The sequence below is a fragment of the Pseudomonas sp. NY8896 genome, assembly GCF_039634505.1.
In genome coordinates this window covers 3,420,695-3,435,118 of record NZ_CP132350.1, presented here as the reverse complement: position 1 = coordinate 3,435,118, position 14,424 = coordinate 3,420,695, and the positions used below count along the sequence as shown (strand labels likewise).

Here is a 14,424-nt window from a genome sequence, read left to right as displayed (position 1 = left end):
GGCCATAGGTTAAAGCCCAAGGTAACTGCGCACCGCCGATGCCCCTGGCTGGCCATCGAACGTCGTCACCCCCGCCAGCCAGTTCTCCAGCACCTGTGGGTTGCGCTTGAGCCACTCCCGTGATGCCAGCGCAGGCTTTTGTTTGTCGTTGAGAATGGCCCCCATGATCTGGCTTTCCATCCCCAGCTCAAACGCCATCCGAGACAATAACGCACCTACGTTCGGGCATTCCTGGCCGAAGCCTTTGCGCGTATGGGTGTCGACCACTGCAGCCCCGTAGTTCGGGCCGAACTCAGCGTCGCCACCACTCAGATAACGCATCGACAGCTGGCTGTTCATCGGGTGCGGCTCCCACCCCAGGAACACGATCGGCTTTTTCGAGCGCACCGCCCGGCGTACTTCCACCAACATGCCGGCCTCGCTTGAGTCGACCAGGCGGAAACCCTTGAGGCCATAGCTGTCCTTGTCGATCAGGCCCTGGATGATCTGGTTGCCATCATTGCCGGCCTCGATGCCGTAGATGCGCCCTTGCAACTCGTCCTTGAACCGGGCGATGTCCTCGAAGCGCTTGAGCCCGGCCTCGTAGGCATAGTCCGGCACGGCCAGGGTGTATTTGGCACCGGTCAGGTTGGTGCGTACCCGCTCGACGCTGCCTTTTTCCAGAAAAGGCGTGGAAATTGCCGCCATCGACGGCATCCAGGCGCCAAGGTAGACGTCGATGCTCTTCATTTCCATGGCCTGGTACGCCATCGGGATCGACAGCATCTGGGTCTTGGTCTTGTAACCCAGGCCTTGCAAGACGGTAGTCGCGAGCCCAGTGGTGGCGGCGATGTCAGCCCAGCCGACCTCCGCGAAGTTGACTGTCTGGCAGGCAGCGGGGTCACTGGCCTGGGCGGTGGCGATGGACGCGACGAGCAGCGATGCGGCAAGCACGGGCACTGTTGTTTTCTTTGGCATGCGAGCGACTCCAGAACGGTTCAGGGTGGGCGTGACAATGCACGGGCGTATGCACTCAGCTGCGATAGTCCGGCTCCTGCTCATCGAGGATTTCCTGCAGCGCAGCGAAATGGCGGGCGGCGAAATCCGGATAATCAAGCCATTGCCGGGCTGTCTTGCGCGCCACGGCATCGCTGGCGATACGCAGAGGGCGGCCGCTGGCAAGCGCGGTGAGGTAAAGCTCGCAGGCCCGCTCGAAGTAGTAGAGGTCGTCGAAGGCCTGGGCCACGCTTGGGGCCGCCACCAGCACACCGTGGTTGCCCATCAGCAGAATCGGCTTGTCGCCCAACTGGCGGCTTACCCGCTCGGCTTCATCCCCCAGCCCCATGCCGTCGAACCCCTCGTCGATGGCCACGCGCTCGAAGAAGCGCATGGCGTTCTGCTCGATCGGTGGCAGGCGCGAGTCGGCCAAACAGGCCAAGGCGGTGGCGTACTTCGAATGCACATGCAGGATGCAGCGCGCATGCGGATGCCGCCGGTGCAAGGCGCCATGCAGGGCCCAGGCAGTGATGTCCGGCGCCCCGGGGCGCTGCAACGCCGAGGGGTCGTCGGCATCGAGCAGCAGCAAGTCGCTGGCGCGGATCCTGGAAAAATGCCGGCCATAGGGATTGATCAGAAAACGCCGGCCATCCTCGGAAACAGCCAGGCTGAAATGGTTGGCAATCGCCTCGTGCATCCCTAGGCGGGCGGTCCAGCGAAATGCGCAGGCGAGCTCGACGCGGGCCTGGGCATGGGAGTCTAGAACAGCGATGGATGAGTTGTGCATGGCAGCTCCTCGGGCGGCAGGCGCGCCCCTCGGGGGCGCGTTCATACCCTTCGAGTCTAGGGATGGCGACGCTTTTGACTTGATGCGATGCGACCTGCCTTGTCGCGAACGAGCGCAGCACTGGCCCTGTCGTATTTCGTCAAGTTCGCACCCTGCTGCCTGTCTATGGTGTGCCCATACATAGGCAAGCCAGGAGACTCAGTGTGTCCCATCAATCGCTATTCATCGCAGGGCAATGGCGTGAGCCACACAGCGGCCGCTATCGGGAAATCCTCAACCCCGCCAACGAGTCCTTGCTGGCCTTGGCGCCAGAAGCCGGCGCCCAGGATGTCGACGCCGCGATCGACGCCGCCCGTCACGCCTTCGACCACGGCCCTTGGCCGCAGTTGCCACCGAGTGAGCGCAGCGCCTGGCTGCTGCGCATCGCGGCAGCCATCGAAGCCGATGCCGCGCAACTGGCGCGCCTGGAAACCCTCAACACCGGCAAGACCCTGTGCGAGAGCGAGGCCGATATGGCCTGCGTGGTGGCCACCTTCCGCTACTACGCAGGGCTGCTTGAAGCGCGCACCGATCGCGCTCACCCGCATGCCCCCGACCACGTCATCAGCGTCACACGCCATGAGCCGGTAGGTGTCTGCGCGTTGATCGTGCCGTGGAACTACCCTCTGCTGCAAACCGCCTGGAAGCTCGCCCCCGCCTTGGCTGCGGGCAACACGGTGATTCTCAAGCCCAGCGAACTGACGCCGCTAAGTGCCTTGCACCTGACGGCTTTGCTGGCCGCCCTGGCGCTGCCAGCCGGGGTGTTCAACCTGGTCTGCGGCGATGGCACCGTAGGCCACCACATGGCGCTCAGCGACCGGGTGGACATGGTGTCGTTCACCGGTGGCGCCCAAGCCGGTGCCAAGGTGATGCAGGCCGCCAGTGGCAACTTCAAGCGCCTGGCGCTGGAGCTCGGTGGCAAAAACCCAAATATCGTGTTTGCTGATGCCGACCTCGACGTGGCCCTGGACCAGGCGCTCAACGCCGTGTTCTTCAACGCAGGGCAGGTGTGCTCGGCCGGCTCGCGCCTGCTGTTGCAAGCCTCCGTGCATGATCGCTTCGTCGCGCGCCTGGTCGAACGCATCGACGCTATTGTTCTCGGCGATGGCTTCGACAGCCGCACGCGCATGGGGCCTCTGATATCGGCGGCCCAGCGGAATCGCGTGCTGTCGCTGATCCAGGCGGCACAAGGCGAAGGCGCTCGCCTGCGCGCCGGCGGCCAGCGCCCCACGGATGCGCACCTGGAAAAGGGGTTCTGGTTACGCCCTACCCTGCTCAGTGACGTGCAGGCCGACATGCGCATTGCTCGCGAAGAAATTTTCGGCCCGGTAATCACCGTCGAACGCTTCACCGACGAGGCACATGCCGTGCGGTTGGCCAACGATACGCCCTATGGCCTGGCGGCCGGGGTCTGGACCGGCGACCTGGGCTGCGCCAATCGCATGGCCCGGCGGCTGCGGGTTGGGACACTGTGGGTGAACGATTACAACCTGGCATTTCCCCAGGCGCCCTGGGGTGGTTTCAAGGCCAGCGGCATCGGCCGCGAGCTATCGGCGACAGGCCTGGAGGAATTCAGTGAACTCAAACACGTGCTACTCAATTGCGAGCCTCGGGCGTTGAACTGGTTCACATGACGACTTCTGGCGAACAGTGGCTCCGTAAGCTCCAACGCTTGGACGTGGGATGGCTTAAGGTACTCGATGGCCTTGGTGGTACAGAAGAAACCGAGGATTGTCGGCAGCGTAGCCAGCGCCAGCAGCGGCGACAACTCGCCGATCACGAAACCTTCGGCGGCAGCCGGCATCAGCAGATACAGGCTGCCAAAGAGCAACAACAGTCGGGTGAAGTGCAGCCCTCCCGATACCTCCATACGTTTCATGGCAACCGAAAAGGCCCCATAGCCGGTGCCGGCAATGGAGGTGAGCGCAGCACCTTGCAGGCTAAAACCGGCTGCAGGTCGCCACCGAGATTACCGAAATCCCAGCGATAGCCAGTGCGGCTCCTAGACGCCCCCACTAGGAGGCAAACCCGCGCTGAATCCTGCCATCCCGCCATGGAAGTACACGTTGCCCTGCTTCTCGCCTCACCACCTCCGGCAACTGATCGATCGATTTCCCAGGCTTGAGCCATTAGACGGCCACGAGCCTTTGATCGTGGGATAGCGTCGCACACCATGCTGACGGTGTTCGCCCAGAGCATGATGGGAACCGTTAAACCCGCCTACCCTGCCACCCTGTCAAAGGCGTAATCCTTGAAAACGAACTACCCGATCCCATGGGAGCACCGTACATGTCTATCGAATTCAGACCCGCTCAAGCCGCGGACGCGCACGATATTGCGCGCTTCTTTCAACTGACATCGGAGGGCATGGCCGATTACATATGGAGCAAGCTTGCCGTGCCAGGAGAAGCATTGCTGAGTGTCGGTGCGTCTCGCTATGCCAGGGAACAGGGTGACTTTTCCTACAAGAACTGCTTGATGGCCACTTTCGAAGGGCGCGTCATCGGCATGATGCATAGCTATGCCTTGCGCGAGACCCCTGACAGGCCTGTCGAGACAGACCCGGTCCTCGCGCCTTATTCCGACATGGAAATACCCGCCACCTTATACATATCCAGCCTGGCGTTAGATGAGGCCTGGCGCAGCCAGGGGCTGGGCGTCCAGTTTCTTCGCCACGCCCAGCAGCGCGCCGACGACGCTGGCCTGGATGGGCTATGCCTGATCGATTATGCAGAAAACCACGGTGCACGCCGCTTCTATGAACGTCACGGTTTTCAAATTGTTAAAACCTGCCAGATCGTTCCGCACCCCATGCTGAGCGTAACCGGCGAAGCCTATTTGATGTATCGCCCTACCCACAACGTGCTCGAGAAAAAACCATGAACAAGAAACTGACCGTGTTCCGCGAACTGGATATCCAACCGGTGCGCGACCTGCCTTTTTTTGAAGAGGTCGTGGAAGGCACCCCTCATACGCTGACGTCCAAGTACTATCACGATGAACAGCAAGGTCGCATTTCTGGAGAATGGGAAGCCAGCACCGGAGCGTGGCGCATCGACTACAAAGTTTGGGAGTTCTGCCATGTCCTGAGTGGATGCTGCGTCATTGAACTTGAAGGTTGCGCCCCCCTCACACTGGCCGCTGGGGACACGTTCATTATCGAGCCGGGCGCCAAGGGGAAATGGACCGTGCTGGAAGACATGAAAAAGAACTTCGTGATCCTCTTGCCCACGAACTAGGCACGGGGTTGCGTTTCATCGAGCGCAGCGCAAGGACAGTTTGCATGCTTGCCTACTGGCGGCGCTCGAATGCTCTACACAGGAGGCTACAACAGCCCTCTACTGCATGGCGCCACTCGCGTCTGGCAGACCTGGTCTAGCCTGGTGAACGAAAGGTGACTTGGGCGGGATCCTGCATAAGTAGAACTAATCGATAATGAGTAGAATTGATTAAACTAATGACCCGCTGAAATGCACACTACTGCCTTTCAAGCGGGAGTACCCTATGTCAGGCGAAAAATCCATCTCAGCCCTGCTCCGCGGCATGAGCCCAGTCCTCAATGAAGGCGACTTTGTATTCTGCACAGTGGCGGACGCGTCCGCGCTTCTGGGTACCGATGTACTTGGTACATTCCGCGAAAAAGAAGGCTTCACTGTCATCATTGAGCGCGAACGCGCTGATGCACTGGGCCTTGAGTACAATTTTGTGGCGGCTTGGATCACGCTCACGATCCACTCAGCGCTTGATGCGGTGGGTTTGACGGCCGCATTCGCGACCGCACTCGGAAAGGCTGGCATCAGTTGCAACGTGATCGCCGCGTTCTACCATGATCACATTTTCGTGGCCAAGGATGATGCCGCTAAAGCCATCGATGTCCTCCAAGCTTTATCTCGCGCAGGTGAATCCAGATAGCCCCTAGCCAAGATGCTTCAAGTCTGCCTATTGGCGAAATGTGCCAATGGTGAGCGCCCGCCTTGGATCGAAAGCAGACGGTCGCGAGTGGCCGCAATCGACCCATAGCTGACATACGTGATGGCAGCTACCACCACGAAACAATGTTGGCGCGAAATGATTATGCCTACCAGCCGCCCCAGTCAGATCTCCGGCTAAACTTTGGATCGGTCTGGGAGCGAGACGCTGGGTGTGGGCGTGGCCCGCCGTTCACCGTAGTTTGCCGACGCGTCCCCTTTGCTTCGTACCTGCAAGGACGTTGACTATGCAAACTGCACAAACAGGCTTTTGCGCAGCTCTCCTGATCTTGTCGCTCAACGCACCACTGGCTCAAGCCGCCGAACAATCCCAGCCAAGCGCGTCTCAGCTCACTCAACCCAGCAACGACGTGCTTATGCATCCGGAATACGTGAAAACCATCGCACGCATGGCCTACCTTTGGGGCTGGCCGATGGTCAATATGATCAACCGCTACGAGCGCATCACAAAAGCACCTCACCCGGGGCTGCTGGGCGGCATCCTGCCGGCGGCGCCGCGCGGCCAGTTGGGCATGCTGCACGACTACATCACCCCTGCCGAAACCTTTGTCACCTGCCCCAACCAGGATGTGGTGTACGGCCTTGGCTTCTTCTCCCTGGACGACGAGCCCGTGATTGCCCAGGTGCCAGACTTCGGCGAGCGCTTCTGGGTGTACGCCATGTACGACCAACGTACCGATCAGTTCGGTGAACTGGGTAAGCCCTATGCCAGCAAGCCAGGTTTCTACCTGCTGGTGGGGCCAAACTGGCAAGGCGAAAAGCCCGACGGCGTGGAGGCGCTCATCCGCAGCCCCACGGCACTGGCCAACACCATACCGCGCGTGTTCATGGACGACACTGATGCCGACCGCGCAGCCGTCCAACAACAACTCAACCAGATCGTCTTCTACCCGCTCAAGGACTTTGACGGCAAGATGAAGACGATCGACTGGAAGCAAGCTCCCGACATCCCGGTACCCAATGCAGACACCGCCAGCCAGGGCGAAACCAAGTGGGTCATTCCGGAAAAATTCTTCGATCAACTCCCGCAGGTGCTCGACACCGTCGCGCCGATGCCAGGGGAAGAAACCCTGTATGCCCAGTTCCGCCAACTCATGGCCATTGCCGCAAAAGACCCGGCCATCAAGAAACTGCTGGTCGAGGAAGCCAAGCTGGCCGACAAGGAGCTGATCGCGCCCTTCTTCCAGTGGAAACATAATGGCCGCCCAGCGGGCAATGGCTGGAACCGCTCGACCAACAATGCCCAATGGGGCGTGGACTATTTCAACCGCGCCGGCACCGCCAAGTCGAACATGTTCGACAACCGCCCCAACGAAACCCAGTACTTCTACACCGACTTCGATGGCAACGGTGCTCAGCTCAATGGCGCTCACAGCTACGAGGTCACCTTCGCCAAAGGTGAAGAACCACCGGTACAAGGCTTCTGGTCGCTGACGCTGTACAACCAACATCACCTATTCAGCGCCAATGCGCACAATCGCTACTCTCTGGGTACCAAGAACAAAGACCTCAAGCGCAATGCTGATGGCTCACTGACGATCTACATCGGCCCGGCATCCCCGGGCAAAGACAAAGAAAACAACTGGCTGCCTTCACCCAAGGAGCCTATCTCGCTGTATATCCGCGCCTACTGGGGCAAGGCGCCGATCCTGGACGCCAGCTGGAAGCCGCCGGTGATCAAGAAGATCAAGTGAACGTCCCGTTGCAATTCCAACCATTGCTCAGGAGGCTGTTCGATGCGTTCCATGCAACGAGTCTTTACCCTGTCCACCCTGGCGGCTGCGCTGGCCATCCTGCCGATGGCACAGGCGCAGGACCAAGCGCCGGCCTCGCCGCTAATCCAGCAAATCAACAACGGCAACTGGCTTGAGCCCAAAGAAGCCGAAAGCCTGCGTGACGAGCTGTATTACCAGCGAGCAATCCATGCCTACATGACCATGCTGCCGGCGCTTAACACCATCGGCATGAAAGACGGTTCGGAAAAAGCCTTCGGCGCCGGGTACAACGTGTTGCCGATCTGGAAGCAACGCATGGACGCTCGGACCATGGTGCCCACGCCGAACGCCGACGTGATCTACTCCATGAGCTACCTGGACCTAAAGCAGACGGGGCCATTGGTGGTGAAGGCGCCCGCCAATGTCATTGGCATGTTCACCGACTTCTTCCAGCGCACGCTGACCGATGTAGGCGCCGTGGGCCCCGACCGCGCACGCGGCGGCCTCTATCTCCTGCTGCCTCCGGATTACAATGGGCCCGTGCCGGGCGGCTACTTCGCGGTCAAGTCGCGCACGTACAACGTGTTCCTGTTCTTCCGCACCGTCATGGCTAAAGGCGATGGCAAGCCTGACCCGGTACCGGCGGTGGCAAGCGCCGAAACCACGCGCGTCTACCCGCTGTTTACGGTCGAGAAGGACGTCAAGCCGATGCAGTTCCCCGACGCCAGTGGCAAGGCGCTGAACATGATGTACCCGGTCGATAACACTTACTGGACCAAGCTCAAGGCCTTCGTCGACTATGAGCCGGTCGAAGCTATCGACCCCGAACTGCGCGGAGTGCTGGCCTCGATCGGCATCATCAAGGGTGAGCCTTTCAAACCGACGGCCAGGCAGGACGAGCTGCTGAAGAAGGCTGTGGAAACCGCGCCGAAGATGATCCTTGCCAACCGCCAACTAGGCCGTGAGGACAAGCGCAACCTCTATTACGCTGACCGCCAGTACGAAAATACCTGGGCTGGCGGCACCAACGACTGGATGCAGGACAGTTACCTAGATGTCAGTCAGCGCGCAAACTTCTTCCAGTTCGCCTATTCGTCGGCGCCGGCCATGGTGATGCACACCACCGGGGCCGGTTCAAAGTACCCATTTACCGGGCGCGACAAGGACGGTAAGTTCCTGGACGGCGCTAGTACCTACAAACTCCGCCTGCCGCCGAACCCTCCCGCGGCGTTGTTCTGGGCAGTGACCGCGTACAACATCACCGACGGCACCATGCCCGAAACGAAGCAACTGTTGCCCTCCACCAACGGCTACTACGACATACCAAAACAGGCGGACGGTTCGCTGGAAATCTGGTTTGGCCCTGAGAAACCGACCGACGTAGCGGATGCAGCATTTATCCAGACCATACCGGGCCGCAACTTTCTCGTAGCACTGCGTTTGTACGGAAGCGAAGACGCCTTTTACGACCAGACTTGGAAACCAGATGACGTGGTGAAGGTCAAGTAATCCCTAAGCTAAGCTGGCGATCTGAGCTGTCCGCCAGCTAATCAATCCAACGGCAGCTATGGGTCGATAGCGGCCAGTCGCGAAAGGCTGCTTACGACCCAAAGCTGACACAGAGCTCATCCGCAATCTTCGTGGGAGCAGGTTTAGCCGCGAACACCGGCACTGCAAACCACCTGGCAGCGACCAACCATTGCCCTGTCACTCGACAGTAACTTGGCCGATAGCCAGCACCTGGAGGTTGGGTAGCCCGGAGGATGTCCACTTTCGGCCAGCAACGGCCAGCCTCCTGAGCCACTTCAAATAACTGATTGTTGAAGTTATCAGGGTCCGAAAAAACTCATTCGGTCGAAGGGGCAGATACTTTGCCGCCCAAGCGGATTAGTTCATTGGAGAAGCACAGTCCGATGATGATCAGTGCCGCTCCCACGTACAGGCTTTCGCGCGGTACCTCATTGAGCACCACAAATGCCAGCAGCGCGGCGAACAGGGGTTCGGTCAGCTCCAGCGCCTGCACTTGTGATGGTTTGAGATACTCGATGGCCTTGGTGGTGCAGAAGAAACCCAGGACTGTCGGCAGCGTGGCCAGCGCCAGCAGTACAGCGATCGCCAGCAGCGACAGCTCTCCTGTCACGAAACCATCGGCCGCAGCCGGCATCAGCAGGTACAGGCTGCCAAAGAACAACAATTGTCGGGTGAAATGCAGCCCTCCCGATACCCCCATCCTTTTCATGGCAACCGAAAAGGCCCCGTAGCCACATCCACCAATCGAAGCAAGCACTGCGCCTTGCAGCGTGAAGCCTTGTCCCAGGTCGGCGCCAAAAATCACCGTAATACCGGCGATGGCCAAGCCGGCGCCAACCATTGCGTTGGCGGTAATGGGGTCATGAAGGACCATGCGTCCAAAGAGAATCGACGATATGGAGGCGCTCGCCATCAGAATGACGACGACGCCCGCCGCCGCGTAATGGCTAAAGGCCGAGGTTTCAAAGTGGAACAACACGAAAATGCCGAGAAAGGCACAAATGGCTGCGTGAAACCACTTGGCAGTGGTCGCGGGTCGCTTGAGAAACAGGAGCAGGACTGACAGTAGCAGGCAGCCGAGAACTGTCTTAATTAAGGCGATGCTGCTGGAGTTGAACCCACTGTTCATCAACACCTTGCTAAGTACGCCGATTGTCGCATTCAGGGCCGCGGCGCAGAGTGCAAAGAGGACGCCTTTGCCAAAATAGGATTGCATTAGTACATTCCTTGTCACGGGTCTTTAGAGTACGGAGAGGTCTTGCTGACATAGGGCCACGCGCTTCGAACGCGAGCTCGCTGTTTTACGTATTTCTTGAGCCATTACGGCCGGCCTGCTTTAGTGGAGAAACTGATCCTTGACGTAGTGCACCGTCTTCTCCAACGTGCGCGCCATATCGGGATGAGTTAACTGATACTTGCGTTCCAATTGCTCGCTATCACTCATGTCGAAGCGCTGCGTCTGGATGAAGTCCAATGACTCGTCGCTGATCGCAAATCGTGCTGCCAGCCCGGGAATCGTCAAAAGCCACCTGAGCAACCTTATCGGTACATGCCGGCGGGGCGCCTTGACCTCCAGCGTTTTTGCGATCTGCTCAAGCATCCCCTGCAGGCTCAATGTGTATTCATAGAGCGCCAGCGCCTGCCGGTTGGCCATCGAGGGATCGAACGCCACATAGGTCATCATCGCCACCAGGTAGTCAACGCTGACTAATGGCAACCAGTGCCTGGGGGAACCGGGGACCGCTTTGAACCGACCTTGTGCCAGATTTCGAATGAGTGCGACCAGAGGTTGTCCCTCCAGTATGTGCCCACTCTCGCTGTGGCCACACACCGTAGCAGGATGAACGATCGTGTAGTCCGCGCCCGCATCCTGCATATAACGGATGACTGCAAAATGTGACTCGATCTTGCTTCCTTCGTAACCACCTACACGGCCGTAGACTTTGTGCCAACTTGTGTTTTCAGGGCACTCTATATCAACACCGATACTGGCAAGGTGGTTAAGGTTTTTCAGCATAAAGCCGCCCACCATCAGCAATCGGATGCTCTGGCTCGCCGCAAGCTTGGCGACCCTCAGCGCCCCAAGCACATTGACTGATTGGGCGCGCTCCATTGTCAGCCCCCAGGAAAACTCCGCTGCGAGGTGGAAGATCACAGAGGTCGATGACACGCACTGCTTGTCCGCTTCGCTGAGCCCAAGCCCCTCTATGCTGATATCGCCCTCAACGGCATGGATATAGGCGGGATTACCACCCAGTTGACCTACCTGTTTTCTAAGACGCTCAATGGTGCCAGGGGTGCGCATAAGCACCCAGGTCTTGTACCCTGCAGCAGTAAGACGGGCCAGTAAATGTTGCCCCACAAATCCACTGCCGCCTGTGACGAAGCATTCCACGCTCATGCCTGATCCCTTGTTTGGATAATGGGTGCAGGCTAAGGTGTAGAGCACGCTCTACAGTCAAGGAGTTTTTAGTGTGAACGTTGGAGAATTAGAGCGCCGCAGTGGCGTCGGTCGGCATACATTGCGCTATTACGAACAGCTCGGGCTTATCGTGGCACAACGACAAGCCAACAATTACCGCAGTTACAGCGATCAGACGGTTGTTGACCTGGCCTTTATTCAGAGCGCCCAGAGTGGCGGTTTTTCCCTCGCTGAGATTGGAGAAATTCTTGCAGCCAAGCGAGGCAATAAGATCGATTGCGCGCAAGGCGCAGCTTTAGTTGCCAGCAAGATGGTCGAAATTCAAGCGAAAATCGCCACCCTTCAAGCCGCTTATGTCTTTCTGAACGCAGAGCATGCGAAGCTTGAAGCCAGTGCCATTGCCAACGGTCTGATTACTCCCTTAGCTGCACATCTGCATGCCTCTACGCCATAACCTCCCGGCAAGGCCATTCGCAAGACCAGTTGCTTCCAGGCCTTCACAGGCCTGCCGGGAAACCTTGCGGCCAATCAGCCAATTACTGCCGGTGTCGAATGGTCGCTATGGGTCGGATAGCGACGGTCATACCTCGACCGCCGCTGTAAGTTGTCAGACCTCCGTCTGCTCCGCCATCTCCAATGCGTCATCGACCTCAATGCCCAGGTATCGCACCGTGCTCTCAAGCTTCGTATGGCCTAGCAGGAGCTGAACTGCTCTCAGATTCTTCGTCCTGCGATAGATCAGCGATGCCTTCGTACGTCTCATCGTGTGGGTGCCATACATGGCTGGATCAAGGCCAATAGCTTTTACCCAAGCTTTGACGATTCGGGCGTATTGCCGGGTAGAGAGGTGCAGTGAGGCGTGTAGCCGGCTTGGAAAAAGGCAATCCTCGCTATGGAGATGGGCTTGATGTATCCAGGCCTCCAGAGCCACCCGCGTTTGCTCAGTAATCTCAAACTGCACGGGGCGCTGGGTTTTCTGCTGCATCACTATTGCTCGCGATGACACGTGCTCCCCATGCGCAACGTCGCGTACACGAAGCTTGGTCAAATCGCAGGCTCGTAGCTTGCTGTCGATGGCCAGATCGAAGAGAGCTAAATCACGAGTTTCCTCCGCGATTTGGAGCCTTACCCGAATGGCCCAGATATCTTTGAGTCGGAGCGGGGCTTTCTGCCCGACCAATTTTCCTTTGTTCCAAGGTTGATGGCTGCCGGTCGTAATGGTGTTCATGGCTTGTCCTCCACGTGAGGGAGGACAAGGATGGTCATTCCGATCCAGGGGCGCTAACCGACCCAAAGCTACCCGAGGGACAGTCAGCAGTGCTGACCTAAGCAGACATTTCGTCTTATGTCTCAATCATTCATGATGCTGCTCTGGAAAGTGCGAAAGTTAATAAATTTATGTTTGATCAATACTTGAAACGATGGGAGCTGACCATCGACGGTGATGCTTTCGCCTCGCTGAATGGACATCTACTGCCCGTTCGCCACCACGGCCTGCCAGCCATGCTCAAAATCTCGCAAGCGCTAGAAGAGCAAGCAGGCAACCTGCTTATGGCTTGGTGGGACGGTGAAGGAGCAGCTCCCGTGCTGGCACATGACGGTGAGGCCTTACTCATGGAGCGGGCGAACGGCTCGGTCTCCCTTGGGCACATGGTGAGCTGCGGCCAGGACGACGAGGCTACTCGTATTATCTGTGCGGTGGTCCGCCGCCTCCACATCCCTCGTACAAAACCGCTACCTGCTTTGGTCCCCCTGGTTAAACGGTTCGAAGCCTTATGGAGCGCAGCGGCAACGCACAGAGGTGTATTTGAACAAAGCGCAGAAACCGCCCGCCAACTTTTTAGGTGCCCTCGCGAAGTCACGGTACTGCATGGCGATATCCATCACGGAAATGTCTTGGACTTTGGCCCCAAGGGATGGCTCGCTATCGATCCTAAGGGACTTTACGGTGAGCGCGGCTTCGATTACGCGAATATTTTCTGCAATCCGGATATCAAAAGCGCTTTGGCTCCAGGTTGTTTCGAGCGCCGTATAGGGGTCGTGGCACAAGCTTCCGAAATTGATCGCCGCAGGTTGTTGCAATGGGTGCTCGCCTGGACCGGGTTGTCAGCAGCCTGGAAGCTCGAGGACGACATTGATCCGAATGGACCCCTTGAGGTGGCGAAGCTTGCAGCGTTGGCGCTCGGTTTGTGAGTTTTACGGTAGGGCGAGGCCAGTGACGTTTCACAAATCAGAGAGCGGTCGACACAGGAAAGCCCTGTACTGATAATCAACGTCTCACAGGGATGCCCAGGAACGAATGTCATGGACTGTCTTCCGACGCTGATCACCGATCGGCTGGTTCTCACCCCTCTCCAATTGGAGGATTCACCCATCATTCAGGAGCTATTCCCCTGCTGGGAGGTGGTTCGCTACCTGGATCGTCGTGTCCCATGGCCGTATCCAGAAGACGGGGCGCTGGTTTATGTCCGAGATATCGCCCTGCCTGCTATGGCAGCAGGTCGTGAAAGGCACTGGATGATCCGCATGCGCAACGATGCTGGCTGCACCCTGGGTAGCATCAGTTTGTATGATCAGCCTGGAAACAACAGAGGCTTCTGGCTCGCACCACAGTGGTGGGGAAAGGGCTACATGCGTGAGGCATGCCGGATTATCAATGCCTATTGGTTCGAGACACTGTCGCGTCCGGTCATGCAGGTTCCCAAAGCTGTTGCCAACGACGCATCTCGCAGGGTCTCGAAACATGAGGGTATGCGCTTGGTAGACGTGCGGGCAGGAGAATTTGTATCTGGACTGATGGAGGTCGAAATATGGGAGATGACTCGTGCTGACTGGTTAGAAAGGTCAATTGCCGGCCGCTAGTTTTTATGCACTCAGTCGCCGCCAGCTGAGCAGTTGGGTGACGGTCTGATTGATGGGGATAGACCACTCGCGCGAATGCCAGTCATAGGTCGATTCCGTGATGCC

The 14,424-nt window shown here is 58.5% G+C and carries 14 protein-coding genes and 1 pseudogene; 9 read left to right on the top strand and 6 right to left on the bottom strand.

Going from position 1 to position 14,424, the window contains the following annotated elements:
• Window positions 1-9: 9 nt before the first annotated feature.
• Window positions 10-957, bottom strand: a complete 948-nt coding sequence (locus Q9451_RS15360) for a choline ABC transporter substrate-binding protein (protein WP_012272644.1) — start codon at window positions 955-957, stop codon at window positions 10-12.
• Window positions 958-1,012: 55 nt separating this feature from the next.
• Window positions 1,013-1,762, bottom strand: a complete 750-nt coding sequence (locus tag Q9451_RS15355) for a class II aldolase and adducin N-terminal domain-containing protein (protein ID WP_012272645.1) — start codon at window positions 1,760-1,762, stop codon at window positions 1,013-1,015.
• A 203-nt stretch (window positions 1,763-1,965) separates the two neighbouring features.
• Here Q9451_RS15355 and Q9451_RS15350 point away from each other — a divergent pair, with 203 nt between their 5' ends.
• Entirely contained in the window at window positions 1,966-3,435 is a 1,470-nt protein-coding gene (locus Q9451_RS15350) for an aldehyde dehydrogenase family protein (protein ID WP_012272646.1), read from the top strand.
• Between the two features lie 8 nt (window positions 3,436-3,443).
• Here Q9451_RS15350 and Q9451_RS15345 read toward each other — a convergent pair.
• Window positions 3,444-3,807: pseudogene (locus Q9451_RS15345) on the bottom strand (EamA family transporter); the annotation flags it as partial.
• A 268-nt stretch (window positions 3,808-4,075) separates the two neighbouring features.
• Between Q9451_RS15345 and Q9451_RS15340 the strand changes: the two are divergent.
• From Q9451_RS15340 to Q9451_RS15320, 5 genes are all read left to right on the top strand, one after another.
• On the top strand, window positions 4,076-4,684 hold the full coding sequence (locus tag Q9451_RS15340) for a GNAT family N-acetyltransferase (RefSeq protein ID WP_041166516.1): 609 nt from the start codon (window positions 4,076-4,078) through the stop codon (window positions 4,682-4,684).
• Window positions 4,681-5,040, top strand: coding sequence for a cupin domain-containing protein (locus tag Q9451_RS15335; protein WP_012272649.1), 360 nt, complete (start codon window positions 4,681-4,683; stop codon window positions 5,038-5,040). Before Q9451_RS15340 ends, Q9451_RS15335 begins: the two co-directional genes overlap by 4 nt.
• Before the next feature lie 265 nt (window positions 5,041-5,305).
• Window positions 5,306-5,713 (top strand): ACT domain-containing protein, encoded by a 408-nt coding sequence (locus Q9451_RS15330; RefSeq protein WP_012272650.1) that lies wholly within the window; start codon window positions 5,306-5,308, stop codon window positions 5,711-5,713.
• Window positions 5,714-6,017: 304 nt separating this feature from the next.
• Window positions 6,018-7,484 carry a DUF1254 domain-containing protein gene (locus Q9451_RS15325; RefSeq protein ID WP_012272651.1) on the top strand — a complete coding sequence of 489 codons (1,467 nt, stop codon included), beginning with the start codon at window positions 6,018-6,020 and terminating at the stop codon, window positions 7,482-7,484.
• Between the two features lie 42 nt (window positions 7,485-7,526).
• Window positions 7,527-9,014, top strand: a complete 1,488-nt coding sequence (locus Q9451_RS15320) for a DUF1254 domain-containing protein (RefSeq protein WP_012272652.1) — start codon at window positions 7,527-7,529, stop codon at window positions 9,012-9,014.
• Between the two features lie 337 nt (window positions 9,015-9,351).
• On the opposite strand, the gene Q9451_RS15315 is transcribed toward Q9451_RS15320, so the two are convergent.
• Window positions 9,352-10,251 carry an EamA family transporter gene (locus tag Q9451_RS15315; protein ID WP_012272653.1) on the bottom strand — a complete coding sequence of 300 codons (900 nt, stop codon included), beginning with the start codon at window positions 10,249-10,251 and terminating at the stop codon, window positions 9,352-9,354.
• A gap of 120 nt (window positions 10,252-10,371) precedes the next feature.
• Complete coding sequence (locus Q9451_RS15310) at window positions 10,372-11,436, bottom strand: SDR family oxidoreductase (RefSeq protein WP_012272654.1); 1,065 nt, start codon at window positions 11,434-11,436, stop codon at window positions 10,372-10,374.
• Between the two features lie 73 nt (window positions 11,437-11,509).
• Here Q9451_RS15310 and Q9451_RS15305 point away from each other — a divergent pair, with 73 nt between their 5' ends.
• Window positions 11,510-11,911, top strand: a complete 402-nt coding sequence (locus tag Q9451_RS15305) for a MerR family transcriptional regulator (protein ID WP_012272655.1) — start codon at window positions 11,510-11,512, stop codon at window positions 11,909-11,911.
• 153 nt (window positions 11,912-12,064) lie between these two features.
• Here Q9451_RS15305 and Q9451_RS15300 read toward each other — a convergent pair whose 3' ends face one another.
• Window positions 12,065-12,685: a tyrosine-type recombinase/integrase gene (locus Q9451_RS15300; protein WP_012272656.1), complete on the bottom strand. Its 621-nt coding sequence runs from the start codon at window positions 12,683-12,685 to the stop codon at window positions 12,065-12,067.
• A 170-nt stretch (window positions 12,686-12,855) separates the two neighbouring features.
• On the opposite strand from Q9451_RS15300, the gene Q9451_RS15295 reads away from it, so the two are divergent.
• Both Q9451_RS15295 and Q9451_RS15290 read left to right on the top strand, forming a co-directional pair.
• Window positions 12,856-13,650 (top strand): aminoglycoside phosphotransferase family protein, encoded by a 795-nt coding sequence (locus Q9451_RS15295; protein WP_012272657.1) that lies wholly within the window; start codon window positions 12,856-12,858, stop codon window positions 13,648-13,650.
• A 111-nt stretch (window positions 13,651-13,761) separates the two neighbouring features.
• Window positions 13,762-14,319 (top strand): GNAT family N-acetyltransferase, encoded by a 558-nt coding sequence (locus tag Q9451_RS15290; protein ID WP_012272658.1) that lies wholly within the window; start codon window positions 13,762-13,764, stop codon window positions 14,317-14,319.
• The last annotated feature ends 105 nt before the right edge of the window (window positions 14,320-14,424 follow it).